The following is a 15,606-nucleotide window of genomic DNA, read 5'->3' as shown; positions in this document are numbered from 1 at the left end:
TTTCAACCAAGGCGACAGCGATGAGGCTCGACAGTATGCCGGATGCCAGCTCAGTCCACTCTCCCGAGAGTAGAGATACTCAGCAACGCCACATGTCCCGGTGGCCCTTACTCGTACGTATGACCTCCTCGTGATCATCTTCCGGGCCAGCAGAATGATCTACCTGAGATCGCGCGATGCCCCGGAAACAGCCACGACGCTTGGCGGCTGCAAGGATCGCGGCCTCTCACCCTCAGGACGACCCCAACGGTTCGACCGCGCAGGTGACGGCGAGTTCAGCCGGTCGTAGCATTTTGATCTTGGTTGTTTGGTGGGACAGGATTCCTGCCGTGCGTGTGATGTAGACAGTGCTCGATCGTGAAGAAATATCTCGTGGTCTCGCGGAAGGTTTGCTGTACAAGGAAATCGGTGTGCGAGTAGATCGAGATCCGTCGGTCATCTCGCGGGAGGTGAGCCGGCACGGCGGCCGGGCCGGCTACCGCGCGACGGCCGCAAGCGCCCGCAAGATCCGGCCGGGAACGCCCGAAGCGCCACACGGTCGCACGGTCGGTGCGGCTGCGGGCGGTGGTCACCGGGCTGCTGCGTGCGGGCTGGTCACCGGCGTCGATCGCGGGCCGGTTGCCGTACGACTACCGTCACGATCAGGCTGTACGGGTGTCCCATGAAGCGATCTACCAGTGGATCTACGCCCAGCCGGTGTCGACCCTGGCCCGCGAGCTGATCCGGCTGCGGACCGGGCGCCCGGCACGCCGATCAGGGCCACGGCCAGTGCCCGCGCCACGGATCCGTGAGCCTCGCTACCTGGAAGAACGTCCCGCTGAGGTAGCCGGGCGGGCGGTCCCAGGACATTAGGAAGGTGACCTGGTCATCGGCAAGGGCGGCAAGAGCGCCGTCGCGACGCTGGTCGAACGCACGTCACGGTTCCTGATCCTGGTCCCGTTGATCGGCCGGGACTCGCTGAGCGTCGGCGAGGCCGTCATCGCCGCCACACATGGCCTGCCGACGCAGATCCGCCGGTCGCTGACCTGGGACTGCGGTGCGGAGATGGCCCGACACGCCACGATCACCGCGACCGGGCTGCCGGTGTTCTTCGCTTACCCGCACTCGCCATGGGAACGCGGCAGCAACGAAAACCTGAACCGGATCTTCCGGGAGTTCTTCCCGAAGGGCGTCCCGATCACCTCGGACCCCAACTATTTAGCGATGGTGGCTTCCGATATCAACGACCGACCCCGTAAGATCCATAATTGGAAGAAGCCCTCCGAGATATTCGCCGAACTCGTCGAGGCAAATGCTTCCACTGATTGAATTCGCCGTGTGGTGCTCTTGCTGTCCGTAACGCACCGTCAGTCATCACTATCTCTCTGTTTCCGATCGGCCTGCTGTCATCGTCGACGGTGATGTCTCCGCCATTGGACCGGACCGCCTTACCCAAGGAGGAGAAACCGGGCCATGCCGCCGAGGCACGCGCACAACCTGAGCGAGATCGATCAGCACTTGAGTCCATTCGAAGCTGTGAACGGACCTCGAGTCGGCCAGACACGCTGCGCGCCTGGAGGTCGATCACCCATGCCGCGGTAGCTGTGCCTGTGTGCACACAAGATCAATCATGGGTCGCGCTGAAGCCCCGATCCGACGACCACAGGCTGCCGAGCGCGGCCGATTAGGAAAGCACGTCGATGGCCAGTTGACGCAGGAGCTTTTGAGCCTCCACGATTGCCGTCACCGCGGCCTGAACAGTCTCCTTTGAGACCTCCTCGATGCCGTTGTCCTGCCGCTCCGCCGCGATCATGTCGTACCGGAGCAGCGCCTCCGACCATGCCTCCCGCAGCACCTCACTTCCGTACAAATCTACGCGGACGGTCAGTCGCTCACGCGGCGGGACCTCGGGAATCGAACCTAGGTTGCGGACGTCGTCATCGTCGGTAGTCAGTTGATTGAACAGGTTCTCGAGGTACTCCATCAGGTCCAGGTAGAGCTGCCCGCGGGTGTCGCGGAGCCGGTCGGCGCGTTGCCGCTGCCAGTTCTGTTCGTCGCGCTGGTTCGAACGGTGCTGGGTCAGCCAGGTGCCGCCGAGAGCGCCGGCCACGCCCATCGCCCCGGAGACGAGCGGGACCCACCATGAGCTGTCTGCCATCGGGCCATCGTGCCTTCATGTCATCTGGAGCGGAATGGCGGGTTCGCGGCGGACGGAACCCGACCGGGTGAGAAAGCAGTTCCTCGAGGGCATCGCACAGCCCTACAGCGACTCGTCGTCCAAGCCCAGCTTTGGAGCACGAGGTGAAGCGTCGGATACGGTGCCAGAGGTCTGACGGGAGATAGCCGATGCGGTTCACCATTGATGGCGATGTGGTCGAGCTCGACGCAGAAGCGGTGGCGGCGCTCCTGCGCGAGCAGGTCCCCGAGCCCGTACGGACACACTGGGTCGATGTCGCGGGCATCCGTTTCCCAGTTAAGCAGGCGCTGGAGGCGGGTTCAGGGATCTCCCGAGATCGCTTTAGGTCGCACGCCGCCAGCTCAGTGCTGACCCGGCTCGGGTTCGTGACCAGTTCCTCGCCTAACTCGCCGACCGGCGCATCAGGTCCAGAGCCACAAGCACGGCCGGCTCCGCACGTCAGCGCCGAACAAGCCGGCGCCGCATTCTCCACCCTGGTGACCTTCCTGCGGGGCAGCCCACTCACCGACGGAGTCAGCGCACTCGAACATCAGCTCGTCAACGCCGATCGGCACACCGTCGCCGCCGTCACCGCGCAGGCTGGCCTCACTGACGACCTGCTACGCGCGGCACTGATCGTCCGGCGGGACGTCGGCCGAGTTAGCGACGTCATACACGCCGCGGTAATCGCACTTGCGCTGCCCGCCATCCTCAACGAGGGCGAAACCGTGATCAACCGGCCATCGTTGGGGCCCGGCAATGACAAGTCGCGGCCCTACGACTTGGAGACGAATCTGCGCGTCGCTGAGTTCAAGGTCGCCGTATGGTCGGGCGGCGACATGATGCGCAAGCGGACCCTGACGGCAGATCTGGTGCACCTCGCGCTAGACGAGTCGGGCCGCCGTCCCGAATTGTGGGTCGCCGGCGAACAACCACTGCGGTTCCTGCGTACCAGCACCACGCCGGTCGCCGACCTACTATCCCGCTCGTCGAAGCACCTACGCGCCCGCTATCAGACCCACTACGGTTCAGAGCCGATCTCGCTGCAAACCTTCACCGCCACGCACGCCGGCCGGGTGCGATTGTTTGACCTAGCCGACGTCCTCCCAGCCATCGCCTCGGCATTGCTCTAGCAACCCGTCCTCACAGGGGAATGGGTCCCCCCGGTGATTCATGGTCAGCTCATCGCTCAAGTTGATGCCGGTCCGTCATCACTTCCAACAAAGCAGATCGAGGAACGGTCGGCCGTCCAAGCTGAGCCGCCTCAGCCTTGTACCTGCTGAAATGCATCAGCGCCGGTCAGCGGGGAGCGCATCGCGGAAGAGGCGATACGCGCTCAATTGCCGCGAGTTGCGCACCTTTGGCGTTGGCGGAAGCACGACACGCCGACGGCCGACGTTCCCGGACTTTCTACGAGCGCTCAACGAGTGCGCCTTCGGTGACGTTGAACGTCGTCCGGCCATCCTGGTCCTCGACATGGAAGTGCAGTCGGACGCGGGCAGTCCGCTTGCCACCCTGCTTCACCGTCCAGCCGAGCAGGTCGCACGGGATTTCAATACCTATCGGAAGATCGGTTCCCGGTTTCAACCGATCATCGGAGTCGAAAACCGGGATCTTGTCGACAAGCATTGCCACAGTGCCGTCCGACTCGGCGAGGCACACCTGCACCCGTCCCGGCCACTCTTCATCGACCCAACGGACCACCTCGGCGTGGACGTAGTACATGCGGAGATAATGAACGGTGCGGAGCGGCCGGACAAGCTCACGGGCGCCGCTTCGCGGCTTCCTCTTCTGCCGCAATCCGCGCATGAAGAGTCAGGGGCCCCGTCGACGGAGCTACCGAGGGTCGGCAGTGTCCCAGGCGTAGAGGAACTGGTACGGGTTCAGCAGCCACGCACGCACGATCGTCAAGAGCTCCGACTCATCGGCTGCGGCGTCACTTCGCAGCAGCACAGCTCCGATGTCGTAGTCGAATCCGTCAATCAGATCGGCGTCGTACTCCCAATGTTCGACCTGAAATGTCCGGGCAGTGCTCCTGTGGGTCCATCCTTCGCGGCGAGACTGCGCGTCGGTTGCGACTTTGCCCGGTGTGATGTCGATGAAGGCGCGTCGTCCTGGCTGCGTGGCCTGCACCTCGACCGCCAAACGCCTGCCCAGCCGTAGGGCGGACAGTTTCTCCAACGGCCAGGCGGGCTCGTCCGTCATGGTGATCCTCGATGCCTAGGGAACAGAACATCACGGTAGGGCAGGATCGTATGCGCACTGACGTGACGTCCTCTGCCGCATACCGGGCGCTATTGAGAGTCACCGCAGCAGTGGCACGGGTGACGTCCGTGGTGCCGACGAGAGTACATCGGGTCGCTCCGTCCGGGCGCCGTCGTATCGTGTCACCGGGCACGGGGAGGGTGATGCGGTGGTTCGGCTGGAACGAGGAGTGACAGGGTTCCGCTCTGGCAAGGAGCCGAAACTCCCGGAGGTCCCGGTCCGCACGTTCCGAGGTGGTTGCCACGAGGCCGCACGGGCCGCCGGTGGCGCCGTCGAACAGGTCGTCGAGAGCGCCTATCCGCGCAACTTTCACTCCGCTGTAATCGTCGCGCCGAATGAGCGGCTCGCGATCCTCTGCAACGCCATGTACCCGTGGATCGCCTTCGCGGGAGAGGACACCGGGGACCTTGAGCCGAAAGCCTTCGTTGACCCTCCGGCCTGGGCCGCCGCCTTCGCCGAGATCGGCTTCGTCGTGATGAGTCGTCATGTGCTCGACTCGCCGCTCGGCGCCGTGGACACTGCTGCGCTGGGAAAGGCGGATTGGCTGCAGATTGATTCGTGGCGCCCGGCAAGCGTGGGCGAAACGGTGTTCAACTTCTGCGATTGAGCTTGAAGCGCCGACGCACGCTCGTGCCGCCGATCGGACACGTTGGCCGGCGAAGGTCGTCACGCTTTGTGTGTCGGAAGGTGGCCGGCCAAATTCCGGTCCTGCCGGTGATGGCGAAGCGCAAGGCGTTGACGGCGGACGACATGCGGGCGCTGGGCTTGGTGACGAATCTCGTGACGGCTGGGCAGATCTCCGGCATCGGCAGCAGTTCGGCCTACAGGAGGGCCCGAACGACGCGTTCCCCGTCAAGATCAGCGAGTCGGTCGCTGCTGTCGCGTCGCGGTGCCTGCCAAGCTCGCTCACCTGGAGTTGGGCTGACACAAGTGCTACCAGCGCAGCCCCGCGTCGCGTCACCGCTCGTTCACTGCCGGAGGCGCACTCTTGGTGCCGTGGTGCCCGTACAGCGTGGTCGCCGCACGGCCTGGCGACGTGCCGCCCATCGACCAAGGCTCGGGGGCCTTCCGTCGCGGTCTTCACGTGTGGCGGGTAGAGCTTGTCGACACTGAGCACGCCTCGATGTGACGAATGACGTGTTCCGATCCGGGATTGCCTTGAGTTGACCGGGTGGCGGGCCGATTAGAGCAACTGGTACGTCCCGGCGAAGCCTGGCGGCCAGCAGACCCTGGAGAGCAACTCATGCCGAGCCGTCAGTTCGTGACTTTCGAGGTAGCGAACCAGTTCCTCGGGGTCCCCGTAGAAACCGTGCAGGAAGTCCTCCTCAACGAGATTTACACGCCGATGCCGCTCGCCCCGGACGAGTGCGGCGGACTGTTCAACCTGCGCGGCGAGGTCATCGGGACGGTGGACCTGCGGGTCCGGTTCGGGCTGCCGCCCAGGTCGATGTCGGGTTCGGTCATCAACGTGGTCGTGCTGACCGGCGGTGAACCGGTGAGCCTGCTGGTGGACCGGATCGGATTGGTCGCCGACCTGGACGATACGGCGTTCGAGCTCCCACCGGACACACTGACCGGGCCGACCCGGGCGATGATTGTCGGGTCGTACAAGACCGAGGATCGGCTGCTGCTGGTGCTCGATGTCGACGAGTGCGTCAATACCGCCCGTGCCGCAGTTTGAATGAGCCGGCGGGAGCGCCCGGACATCGACGTCGGCGACCGGAAGACATACGACGGTCGCCTCAGCCCGGGCCATTGACAAGCCGACCTACAAGCGACGGCGCAGAACCGGCGAATGGTGTTCAAGTGAACATCCGGCCACCCAAACTCATGGTCCGCTCCGGCCAATGTTGAGTTCACTCAACTGCCGCCGATAATGCGCGCACCCCAGAAACGCCGGCAGCACGTACGTGCTCGTCTGGGTCGCTGCTGGGTTCGGTCCGGCGTCACGGGCCACCCCGGCCTGTACGGTGTCGACTCGGCTCTGCACCATCACGCCGGGTCAGGCAGTAGATACGACGTCTAGGAGCGGATACGGCGCGTGTAGAAGACTTCGCAGGCCATGGTCACCATATGTTGTTTGATCCCCGATAGCTATCCGCTCATGACGGCCGAGCTCAGTGTTGCCCGCTTCCGTTGATGAGGATTTCGAGGGCGTGGCTGACGTCGGGGGCGGTCGAGGGTTTCTGGATGTAGAACTTCTTGGTGATGTTCTCGTTGACGTGCCCGAGCTGGGCGGCGGCTTCGGTGACCAGGCCCTGTCCGCTCAGGACGGTGGCGACGGTCTTGCGGAATACGTGGGGGCTTACCCATTTGAGATCGGCCTGTCGTTGCAGGGCGCAGCGTAGTGAGCGGCGCATGTTGTCCGGCTGTACGAACGTGCCGGCGCGGCTGGCGAAGAGGGGGTCTGCCCGCTGATGGGGTTCCTCGGATCGGCGGCGGCGAAGTATGGCTAGGGCGAACGGTGGTAGGTGGATCGTGCGTTGCCCCGCGAGGGTCTTGGGGAAGTCCTGGCGTTCCCAGCCGGTGTTCCTGAGATAGACCATGGTGCCGGCGACGGTGAGGGTCCCAGCGGGCAGGTCGATGTCCTGCCAGCGCAGAGCGCACGCTTCGCCGATACGGCAGCCCGTGGCCAACAACAGGTCGAACAGGTCGGTGCAGGCGCGGCTCTTCTTGGGCCCCACGGCCTTGGTGGTGCGCCACAGGTGCAGGGCGTGGCGGACCCTTTCGATCTCGTCGAAGGTCATGGCCTGGACGATCTTGTGTGGTTTCGGTAGCCGGCCGACGTCGCGAACGGGGTTGGCGGGGAGTGCGCCGTGGCGGACGGCCAGGCTGAACATCTGCAGCAGGGTGCCTTTACAGCGTTGCGCCCCAGCAGGATGGGTTCTGGCGAGGGTCTTGAGGTGGCGGTCGAGCGCACCGACGGTGGCCTCCCGGAGGGTCATGTCCCCGAGGGCAGGCAGGATCAAGTAGTGCAGGTTGTCGGAGTAGTGGCCAACGGTCTGTCGCTTGACCCGGTTCTCGACGAGGATCTCGTCGATCCAAGCGTCGGCGAGCTGCTCAACGGTCATGTCTGCAGTGACATCGCCGCTGACGTCGCGTGATGCTGATCGTAGGTGCTCGAGATGTTCATGCTCGCCGCGCAGCGCATTGCACAACACTTGGTTTGCGCCTCTGAGGAGGCGGCGCTGCTCATCAGTGAAGCCGTGGGCGCGCCTGGCGAGGGTGACGGTGGCTTTGAGCAGGTGGATGTGAGCGGGGCTCATATTAACAAGGGTCACTCCGGCAAGCTAACCACCCGCGAGGCACCAGGAGATGAGATTCCAGAACGTTGGCCACCCGCTTGTTGGGATCGTCTATGAACGCTGCGTCGACCCGAGCGCTGTTCTCCTTCGGCAGCACGGTCCCGATCCCGAACTCGCTTGGACGCGGTGCCGTCATGCAGCCGGTACCCTCTCGTCTCGGCTGACCACCAGCCGGCGGCAGAGCTTCGCCAACGACCTCACCCGACCGCAACTGATCGCCGTCACCGACAACATCAATCAGTCCAAGGGCGACCAGGACCCCTCGGCCTGGCAACCGTCGATCACCTCCTACCGGTGCACCCACGCCAAGATGTGGATCGCCGTGAAGTCGTACTGGGCGCTCACGCTGCAGGCTCGGAGGAGACGGCCCTGCAGGCAATGATCAAAACCTGCACGTCCTGAGCCCGTACCAGCGGGCCGGACCAACGGGGAGGGGCCGCTGAGCCCGCCTGACGTGACCGGGGCCGCTACCGTGTTCGCATGCCGCTGCCCGTGGTCCTGGTCGTCGTGGACGGTGGTGTCGAGTTCCGGTCTCTGCCGAACCGGCTGGGCAGGGTCGGCGCGATCCGCGTCGCCGAGACAGACGTGGCCACTCTGGCCGACTACTTCACCCAGGCTTTCGGGTTGCCGCAGACCGGCACGTTCGACCGGCTCCAGGCCGCATTGGCCGTGTTGGCCGAGCGGGGTGAGATCAAGGATCAGTACATCGGCAATGACGGGCAGGTCGCGACGCATTGCCGGCGGGCCGGTGTCGGCTACGAGCAACGGTGGTTCGATACCGAGCGGTGGCGCACGCTCCGGCGGCGGGTGCCGCTGTTCGCGGCGATCGAGCCGAACGGGTTCCGACGCACGCTGTCGGTGGAGCTCAAGGCGGCCGACGCCTACGACTCGGCTTTCGATGTGTTCCTCCAGGAGGAGTTCTCCGATCCGAGTGCCGGCTACCCGGATGTCGTCTACTCCGGGTACAGCAACCACGTCCACATCGACTACGACACCCTGGCAGCCGTCGCCGACCGGTTCGCACTGCGGCACACCGCCCAGCCTGATGAGAGCGCCGCGACGCTCCTGACGGAGCTGGTCGCGCGTGGCGAACTCGGGCCGCACCTACCGCCAGGTGGCAACCGGGACCGCCTCATCTCCTGGTGCGCGGACGTCGCCGTCGTCGCCCGCGGCGACGGCCGGCCCCGCAAACACGAGATCCTCCGGGCCGGTGGCATGGTTCTCGAGGTGGTGTTCTGGGCCGACTGGCGGCCCCCGGTCCTCTGGTTCACCGAGGCATACCGTGCGCCCGACGAACGGTGGGGCGGTACCGAGTACCGCGTCACCGTGCCCATCGAGGACCTGCCCGTACTGGTGGACCGTTTCGAGCAGCGGCTCGGCCTGTCACCCGGCACCGGACGCGTCGATGACCGGTTGATCGTCTGCTTCGACGCCATGGCCGCCCAAGGCCATCTTCATGGCGGGGACGCCAGGCAGGGCAATCGGTATCGGGTGGCGGCGTGGATCACCGATGCCGGCGTCACCGCCACGGTGGAGGGCTTCGCCCGCACCGAGGAGATCCTCAAGCTGTACCGGCCCGGCAGCGACTGCCTGTTCGAGTTGGTCCTGACCATGGACGCCTCCGTCCCCGGCGACCGCGGCGTCGTGTTCCGCGAGAAGTACGAGTACCTGCCGCAGACCGGCGACGCCGGACGCGAATACAGCTACAGCGTCATGACGCCCTACACGTCCTTGCCGGCCCTTGTCGCCGACCTCGAGACCAGCCCCGGCGAAGGGGATCTCGAAGAACGCCTGACACGATGCTTGAAGCACCTGGTCCAAACCGGTGAACTCTCCGGGGACCTCCACACCGAGGCAGCGCGGGACCGCGTCGCAGCCCGCTTCGTCCACGCCGGTGTCCCCGCCATCACCGACTCCTCACACTGGATCAACAGCGACTGAGCCACCGCGTTGTCGCTCCGCGCTCACCGGCACCGTCGGATCCAGGCGGACATGGGCTGACCGGCGGCTGATCACCACGTACGCCCTCCAGCAGCGGGATCGCAAACTGTAGTCGTCTGTCTATAGTCGTGTGCATGGCAGAGCGGTCGCTTCGGCTTATGGGCGCACACGAGATCCGGGTCCGGCTCGGCGGGGTCAGCAGACAGCGGGTCTATCAGATCACCAGTCGGGCGGATTTTCCGAAGCCGGTAGCTGATCTAGTTCAGGGCCAGGTCTGGCGGGCTGAAGACGTGGAGGGATGGATCACGGCAAAGCGGCCACAGGCCAGTGACTCCGGCCCGTGACAGTCACCGCCCTCGGCGGCTGACGGCCTATCGGGGCAGGTCGGGATGGCTGCGCGACCGATGGGGTGCGGGCAGGCGCATAGGGTCACGGCTCTGTGTGTCTGGGATCGGTGTTGTTGGTGCTGTGGGGGTGCAAGGTGGACCTACTCGCATTCTGGGTGGGCTGACCCAACTGGCCCGAAACTACGAGCATGACCGGCAGTGTCCGAAGAGATGGTCCGCTGCTTCGACGAACGGCAACGATCGCCCTGGGACGGAGATCCGGGCTGCGAGTATTCGGCGGGCTTTCAGAGGCGAAGTCAGTCGGCGGAACGGGCGCCCCAAAGCCATATCGCATCGTCGTGGCACTCGAGGCTCGGCGACCGGGCGGGAGGGGTCGACCGATCGTCATGCTGTTGCGTCGAGTCACCCGAGTAGGGACCCAGGTTCCTGCTGTGCGTTGCATGACGATCGGAGGCGGACCCGTCGATTTCAGCGGTTCTTGTGGAACGCCTCGACGACGGAGCTCGGGATCCGGCCGCGGTCGGACACCTCGTAGCCGTTCTTGCCGGCCCATTCGCGGATTGCCTGGTTCTGGTCGCGGTTCGACCGGCTCGTGGGGACGGCGCTACGAGCAGGGATACGGCTGGTGGTGCTGCGTCCGACGCGGGAGGCGACGTTCAGGTACGGCTCGAGGGCCTTGCGGAGTTTGCCGGCGTTCTTCTCCGATAGGTCGATGGTGTAGTTGATACCGTCGAGGCCGAACTCGATGGTGCTGTCGGCTTCGGTGCCGTCGAGGTCGTCGGTCAACAGGGTGACGATCTGTTTTGCCATGTGCGGTCTGCTCCTGGAAATCGGCATAGGCGCATCCGATGTATGCCCCGTGTCTCAATACGATAGCTGCTGGCAGGAATGGGATTGTCACGGGTGATCGAAAGCAGGCCCTTGGTATGAGCCGTATGGCCTGATCCATTCGCTGGCGTAACGGTGGGTGTCGGCTGGAACGCAGTTCGCAGTGGATGATGTTTTCGACGTCTGTGCTCGTGGCCCACCGATTTGCCGATGCAGCGGGCAGTGTCCGGGTATCCGATCGGCGGACCTTCAAGGAGTCAACTCTGACGAAGGGCCAGACCGCACTGCACGTTGACGGCGAGGGCAGGGTCACGTGACGGCTGCCAGGCCGCATGTGGTGACGGGTACGCGGGGCGGGTCGTGGGCGTGGTCGGGTGGGCTCCGCCGGGAGCGGTCGGCGCGTGGCGGGTCACGTGTGGGAGGGCGTCTGGGCCAGGCTGGCCTGCACGGTCTCCATGTCGTTGATGTCGTCGGGGACGAAGATTTCTGGTGCCCTTGCTCAGGTCGCGCTGGTGTGTCGGCACCCTGCACAGCAGGGACGAACCGTTGCCACTGGTGGAAGGTGTCGCTCCAGCCGGGCACCGCTACGAACTGTCGTCCGCCGTCCATCGCTGGTGGCGGTGTGCAGGTTCGCGAGCATCCCGGAGGACACAGCGAGAGGCGATCCGCTGACAGGCGGCGACGTGGCTACGGTCGGGGAATCCATTGTGCATTGGGCGATGAGATGATGGCGGCGAGGCGACGCCATTGGGGCAAGGGGAGGCCGCGGAAGTCGGGGTCGAGGACTTGCAGGCAGACGTGGTCGGCGCCGGCTTGCCGGTGCTGGCGTACCCGGTTCGCGATCGCTGTTTCGTCGCCCCAGACGATCAGGGCGTCCAGGAGACGGTCGCTGCCGGCGTGGTCGAAGTCTTCGGTGGTGTAGCCGAGCCGGCGCAAGTTGTCGGTGTAGTTCGGCAGGCTGAGGTATCGGCGCAGGTGGCGTCGGCCGATCTCGTGGGCTGTGGCTTTGTCGCTGTGCAGGACGACGGCCTGTTCGGGGACGAGTAGCCGGTCGGGGCCGAGGATGTGGCGAGCTCGGGCTGTGTGTTCCGGGGGCACTAGGTAGGTGTGTGCGCCGCCGGCCTTGTCGGCGGCCAGGCTCAGCATCCGGGGGCCGAGGGCGGCGAGCAGCCGGATCGGGTTGTCGGCCGGTGTGGCCCGGTAGCGCTGGGCGAGGGTGTCCATGGCGGTGAGGTAGTCACGCATGGCCTTCAGCGGCTGGTGGTAGTGCAGTCCGCGGGTTTCGTTGACGAGTTTCGGGTGGCTGACGCCGAGGCCGAGGATGAATCGGCCGGGGTATGCCTCGCTCAGGGTGTGGTGGGCTGCGGTCATGGACAGCGGGTCGCGGGCCCAGAGGTTGGCGACGGCGGTCGCGACGGTGAGGCGTCGGGTGGCGGCGAGAAGGATGCCGGATTGGCTGATGGGTTCGCGGCCGATGTTCTCACCGGTCCACAACGAGGTGTAGCCGAGGTCTTCGAGTTCCTGAACGGTGTCCCGTACAACGGCGGCGGGCTGGAAGTCGAACTGGGCGGTCCAGAGACCAAGACCGGTCAGCTTCATGATCTGTTCGCCCGGCTCGCGACGGTAGTCATAGCCTGGCTGAAGTCAAGCAGCGCGGCATCGAGGTGACCGCACTCTGCGGGACGACGTTGCGTGACGAGCCGCTGTATCCGGCGGCCTTGCTGCAGGATCGGCATGATGGGCTGCTCGACGGTGGATGTCAGGGCCTGTCGTGTGAGTTCGACGGCTTCGTCGATGTTGTCTTGCTGTACCGCGGCGTCGGCAAGGAACAGGCTCAGGACTGCCCGGGCTTTGGTGTGGGACTCGGGTAGGTCGGCCAAGGATCCGGTCAGTTCCGGCTCTGCCTTCTCCGGTTGTTGCAGCAGGAGTCGGCTGGTGCCGTGGTAGTACCGCAGGTCGAGGGCGCCGTGGGCGAAGTCCATGCCGTGGCGGCGGTCGCGCTCGTTGGAGTATTCGGCGGCTTCCTGCGCAAGGGCGTAGGCGGCTTCAAAGCCGCCGGTGTTACCCATTCCGGCGTGGCTGCGGGCGTGCAGCGCATGCAGCCAGGCACGGGTCGTTGCGTCCGACCCTTGGCTGGCGAAGTAGATTCCGCGCTCGATCAGTTTGACCGTGCGTCCGAGGTCACGACGGTGCCATGGGATCAGACTCTGGGCACCCAGCAGCCACGCGCCGAGCCCCCACGCTCTGGTCTGCTGTGCGGCAGTTACTGCTCCGTCGTACCAGCGTTCGGCTGTGCTGTGGTCGTCGATGTCGAAGCAGGCCCAGGCTCGCAATCCTGCGAGCCTGGCTGCTAGCCGGACGAGGCGTTCGTGGTGGCCGAGCGGTTGCGGCTCTGACAGACGGGCGCTGACGTGCCGGATTAGCATCCGTACCTTAGCGAGGAGTTCGTGCGGCGGTGTCCGCGCGAAGTCGTGATCGAGGCGTTCACAGGCCAGCTCGACGGCGGTCAGCTCGGCGGAACTGATTCCGTGCTGATCGAGCACTCTCGCGAACTCCACCAGGTCCAGATCCGGATGGTGCCCGTCTATGTGGTTGCTGGGTGCGCCCGGATCGGTGTCACCAGCCACGCGGTCGGGTTCTGCCGCGTCGCCATCGTGAGGACTCGCCGCCCGCGTGGGTTGAGGCAGATGTCGGAGGATGTCCGCGCTGGTGCCGCGTAACGCCACGCGGGGTTTGTACAGTCCGATTTCGTCGTCAGTGGCCGCACCGGTGACCGTGCGCAGTGCGGCCCGACGTTCGGCACTGGACCAGTGGTGCTCCCCGCGTTCGAGTTTGCCGACCCACCGGTCATCGACGTAGTGGCTCTTGATGCCTTTCCGATCAGGGTAGAGCCTCGCGAGGACGGTGTTGACGGCGTCGGCCATCTCGGAGCGGGACATGGGTTGTCCCCGATGGTGCGCAGACGTCAACCGTGCACGAGCAGCGATCAGCTTGCCGTTCGGTGTGTGGTTCGCCTTTGTCTCCGGGTGCTTCGGCATCACACCTCCGTTGATGCGCTTGGACCGTTTCGTTGGCGTCGTGGTGAGCGTTCGGTCGGACGGTGCGCGGCGAGCAGGGATACGGCGCTACAGCAGATGTCGACGTCTCCCGCGGACACGCGATGAAGTCGTACCATGCGCGGCCGGTGAAGTGCAGGGTGCTGTCGTTCCGATCCTTGCTGTCGCGCACGCCGCTACTGGCGTACCCGGCGTCAGCTTCGCCGCAGTTGCCGTCCGCGTCGCTGCGGGTGAACTGGCACCAGGTGATGTAGCCAAGCTCAGTCATGAGCGCGGGCCGCGGTCGCAGTGACCGGATCGAACTACTCGCTTTCGGCTGTGGCATCGCTGCGCATACGGTCCCAGGTAGTGCAATCTGGTGTCTGCAGAAAGACCGGAATCTGTGCCAAGGCGTACTTGACGATCACCTGCGTGCGCTTTCTCGGCCGGGGTAAGGAGCTTACGACTGTCCGAGACGAGCAGCATCGAGTTGCCACCCACCACCCAACCTCCGCACAGTTTCCAGGACGGCCCCGGGCGATATAAACCCAACCGGATGCGCCGAGTCTAGCCCTTGAATCCAGCAGCGGAAGCCCTGCGAGGATCCATGCTTGCCATCAAACTTGCAGCTAGAAGCCTGATCGGACATGCGGTCAGGACGGTAGGTCGGTCCCCGGGTCGGTATTCCCAGGCTTTCACCATTGCGTGACTGTTGTCTTGCCACGAGTCATCCATCAATGGACGACCGTCGGCGAAATACCCGCGGCCTCCCCGGCCGTACGGGCCATTCCATGGAATCGGACAGATCTGTCCGTTCATGCCACAAGATCTGAGGAGCGAAAGTCATGGCATCGGGGTTGATGTTATCGCTGGACACCATGAGTTGCCGTATCTGATGCGGGTTTCGCGTTGGTGGTCACTGAAGGCCTGCGCCGGTCGCTATTCGAGCGGCATCGGTACAGCGGCATCGGCCCGCCGCAGCGGCTGGCGGCGGTGTGTCGATGTAGGTGATGTGGCGCGACCCGAGCCGGTCGACCCTCTGTGAATTGCTCCCCCTGTGGTGCGGCACCCGAACCGCGGCACAGCGGGTGAGCCGGGCCACCTGGCCGTCACGGTCGGGTGGCCGGGGCTGGGCGTGCCTCCCTCCGATGCCCACCGCATGGCCCGCCCAGCCCACCCAATCACGAACCCGTTTGCCTGTCCGGACTCAATCGCTTGATCACATTGGAGTGCATCAGCATGGCGAAGCAACTACTGCCTTCCATCGCGCCAGGAGCGTCGGCCACGGCCCGGCCGAGGACGGCGTACCTGGTCGGGGTTGTCACGGCTGTGGTCACGCCGCTGACGGTGTTCGTCGAGAACGCCGGTCGTGCGTTCCGTGGCGGGCACCGCAGGAGGGCCCGTGTGCTGGCTGCCGCGCAGCGGGCGGACGCCGCGGAGCGTGCCCGGGCGTTCGGCCGGCTCCTCACCGCCTGTGGCGACCGGCCCGCCTGAGTTCCTCACCCGTCGTGTCGTCGCCCCCGTGAGGTGCGGCGAGTGAGGCCTGCGGTACCCGACCGACACCGGATTCACCGTGGTCGGTCAGGTCTCGGGCTAGGCGTGCCGCCTGGCGCCGCAACGTCGTCGGCTCGCCCCAGCTCTTCCTCTCGCCGCGCCCGGCCCGTCCTGGTGAGCGTCCGCAGCTTGCTCGTGACGCCCGGCAGCACCACCCGGCGATCGCCCGACGATGA

At 65.4% G+C, this 15,606-nt stretch carries 17 protein-coding genes; 9 read left to right on the top strand and 8 right to left on the bottom strand.

The window, feature by feature from the left end; all coding sequences use genetic code 11:
• The first annotated feature begins 347 nt into the window (after positions 1-347).
• Both ACIBQZ_RS21485 and ACIBQZ_RS21480 read left to right on the top strand, forming a co-directional pair.
• Positions 348-665 carry a helix-turn-helix domain-containing protein gene (locus tag ACIBQZ_RS21485; RefSeq protein WP_396090489.1) on the top strand — a complete coding sequence of 106 codons (318 nt, stop codon included), beginning with the start codon at positions 348-350 and terminating at the stop codon, positions 663-665.
• A gap of 196 nt (positions 666-861) precedes the next feature.
• Entirely contained in the window at positions 862-1,308 is a 447-nt protein-coding gene (locus ACIBQZ_RS21480; protein WP_396090526.1) for an IS30 family transposase, read from the top strand.
• Between the two features lie 355 nt (positions 1,309-1,663).
• Here the strand turns inward: ACIBQZ_RS21480 and ACIBQZ_RS21475 are convergent, their stop codons facing one another.
• The gene (locus ACIBQZ_RS21475) at positions 1,664-2,137 is read right to left on the bottom strand and encodes a hypothetical protein (protein ID WP_396090488.1); all 474 of its coding nucleotides are present in this window, start codon (positions 2,135-2,137) and stop codon (positions 1,664-1,666) included.
• Between the two features lie 188 nt (positions 2,138-2,325).
• Here ACIBQZ_RS21475 and ACIBQZ_RS21470 point away from each other — a divergent pair, with 188 nt between their 5' ends.
• Positions 2,326-3,288 carry a hypothetical protein gene (locus tag ACIBQZ_RS21470; protein WP_396090487.1) on the top strand — a complete coding sequence of 321 codons (963 nt, stop codon included), beginning with the start codon at positions 2,326-2,328 and terminating at the stop codon, positions 3,286-3,288.
• A 277-nt stretch (positions 3,289-3,565) separates the two neighbouring features.
• On the opposite strand, the gene ACIBQZ_RS21465 is transcribed toward ACIBQZ_RS21470, so the two are convergent.
• Positions 3,566-3,880 (bottom strand): hypothetical protein, encoded by a 315-nt coding sequence (locus tag ACIBQZ_RS21465; protein ID WP_396090486.1) that lies wholly within the window; start codon positions 3,878-3,880, stop codon positions 3,566-3,568.
• A 111-nt stretch (positions 3,881-3,991) separates the two neighbouring features.
• A complete protein-coding gene (locus tag ACIBQZ_RS21460) occupies positions 3,992-4,360 on the bottom strand; it encodes a hypothetical protein (protein WP_396090485.1) in 369 nt (122 codons plus the stop codon).
• A 208-nt stretch (positions 4,361-4,568) separates the two neighbouring features.
• Here ACIBQZ_RS21460 and ACIBQZ_RS21455 point away from each other — a divergent pair, with 208 nt between their 5' ends.
• Entirely contained in the window at positions 4,569-5,027 is a 459-nt protein-coding gene (locus tag ACIBQZ_RS21455; RefSeq protein WP_396090484.1) for a hypothetical protein, read from the top strand.
• Positions 5,028-5,663: 636 nt separating this feature from the next.
• On the top strand, positions 5,664-6,101 hold the full coding sequence (locus ACIBQZ_RS21450) for a chemotaxis protein CheW (RefSeq protein WP_396090483.1): 438 nt from the start codon (positions 5,664-5,666) through the stop codon (positions 6,099-6,101).
• Between the two features lie 436 nt (positions 6,102-6,537).
• Here ACIBQZ_RS21450 and ACIBQZ_RS21445 read toward each other — a convergent pair whose 3' ends face one another.
• On the bottom strand, positions 6,538-7,686 hold the full coding sequence (locus tag ACIBQZ_RS21445; protein ID WP_396090482.1) for a tyrosine-type recombinase/integrase: 1,149 nt from the start codon (positions 7,684-7,686) through the stop codon (positions 6,538-6,540).
• Between the two features lie 49 nt (positions 7,687-7,735).
• Here ACIBQZ_RS21445 and ACIBQZ_RS21440 point away from each other — a divergent pair, with 49 nt between their 5' ends.
• From ACIBQZ_RS21440 to ACIBQZ_RS21430, 3 genes are all read left to right on the top strand, one after another.
• The gene (locus ACIBQZ_RS21440) at positions 7,736-8,107 is read left to right on the top strand and encodes a hypothetical protein (RefSeq protein ID WP_396090481.1); all 372 of its coding nucleotides are present in this window, start codon (positions 7,736-7,738) and stop codon (positions 8,105-8,107) included.
• A gap of 98 nt (positions 8,108-8,205) precedes the next feature.
• On the top strand, positions 8,206-9,666 hold the full coding sequence (locus tag ACIBQZ_RS21435) for a hypothetical protein (protein ID WP_396090480.1): 1,461 nt from the start codon (positions 8,206-8,208) through the stop codon (positions 9,664-9,666).
• A gap of 134 nt (positions 9,667-9,800) precedes the next feature.
• Positions 9,801-10,010, top strand: a complete 210-nt coding sequence (locus tag ACIBQZ_RS21430) for a helix-turn-helix transcriptional regulator (protein ID WP_396090479.1) — start codon at positions 9,801-9,803, stop codon at positions 10,008-10,010.
• A 471-nt stretch (positions 10,011-10,481) separates the two neighbouring features.
• Here the strand turns inward: ACIBQZ_RS21430 and ACIBQZ_RS21425 are convergent, their stop codons facing one another.
• From ACIBQZ_RS21425 to ACIBQZ_RS21410, 4 genes are all read right to left on the bottom strand, one after another.
• Positions 10,482-10,823, bottom strand: coding sequence for an Lsr2 family protein (locus ACIBQZ_RS21425; protein WP_396090525.1), 342 nt, complete (start codon positions 10,821-10,823; stop codon positions 10,482-10,484).
• 705 nt (positions 10,824-11,528) lie between these two features.
• Positions 11,529-12,440, bottom strand: coding sequence for an LLM class F420-dependent oxidoreductase (locus ACIBQZ_RS21420; protein ID WP_396090478.1), 912 nt, complete (start codon positions 12,438-12,440; stop codon positions 11,529-11,531).
• On the bottom strand, positions 12,437-13,780 hold the full coding sequence (locus ACIBQZ_RS21415; RefSeq protein ID WP_396090477.1) for a hypothetical protein: 1,344 nt from the start codon (positions 13,778-13,780) through the stop codon (positions 12,437-12,439). The genes ACIBQZ_RS21420 and ACIBQZ_RS21415 overlap by 4 nt, the downstream gene beginning before the upstream one ends.
• Positions 13,722-14,165: a DUF397 domain-containing protein gene (locus ACIBQZ_RS21410; protein WP_396090476.1), complete on the bottom strand. Its 444-nt coding sequence runs from the start codon at positions 14,163-14,165 to the stop codon at positions 13,722-13,724. Before ACIBQZ_RS21410 ends, ACIBQZ_RS21415 begins: the two co-directional genes overlap by 59 nt.
• A 950-nt stretch (positions 14,166-15,115) precedes the next feature.
• Between ACIBQZ_RS21410 and ACIBQZ_RS21405 the strand changes: the two genes are divergently transcribed.
• On the top strand, positions 15,116-15,370 hold the full coding sequence (locus ACIBQZ_RS21405; RefSeq protein WP_396090475.1) for a hypothetical protein: 255 nt from the start codon (positions 15,116-15,118) through the stop codon (positions 15,368-15,370).
• Positions 15,371-15,606: the final 236 nt, after the last annotated feature.

The organism is Actinoplanes sp. NPDC049599, assembly GCF_044465625.1.
GTDB lineage: Bacteria > Actinomycetota > Actinomycetes > Mycobacteriales > Micromonosporaceae > Actinoplanes.
Note: the sequence above shows the minus strand (reverse complement) of the source record. Positions and strands in the feature narration are given on the sequence as shown.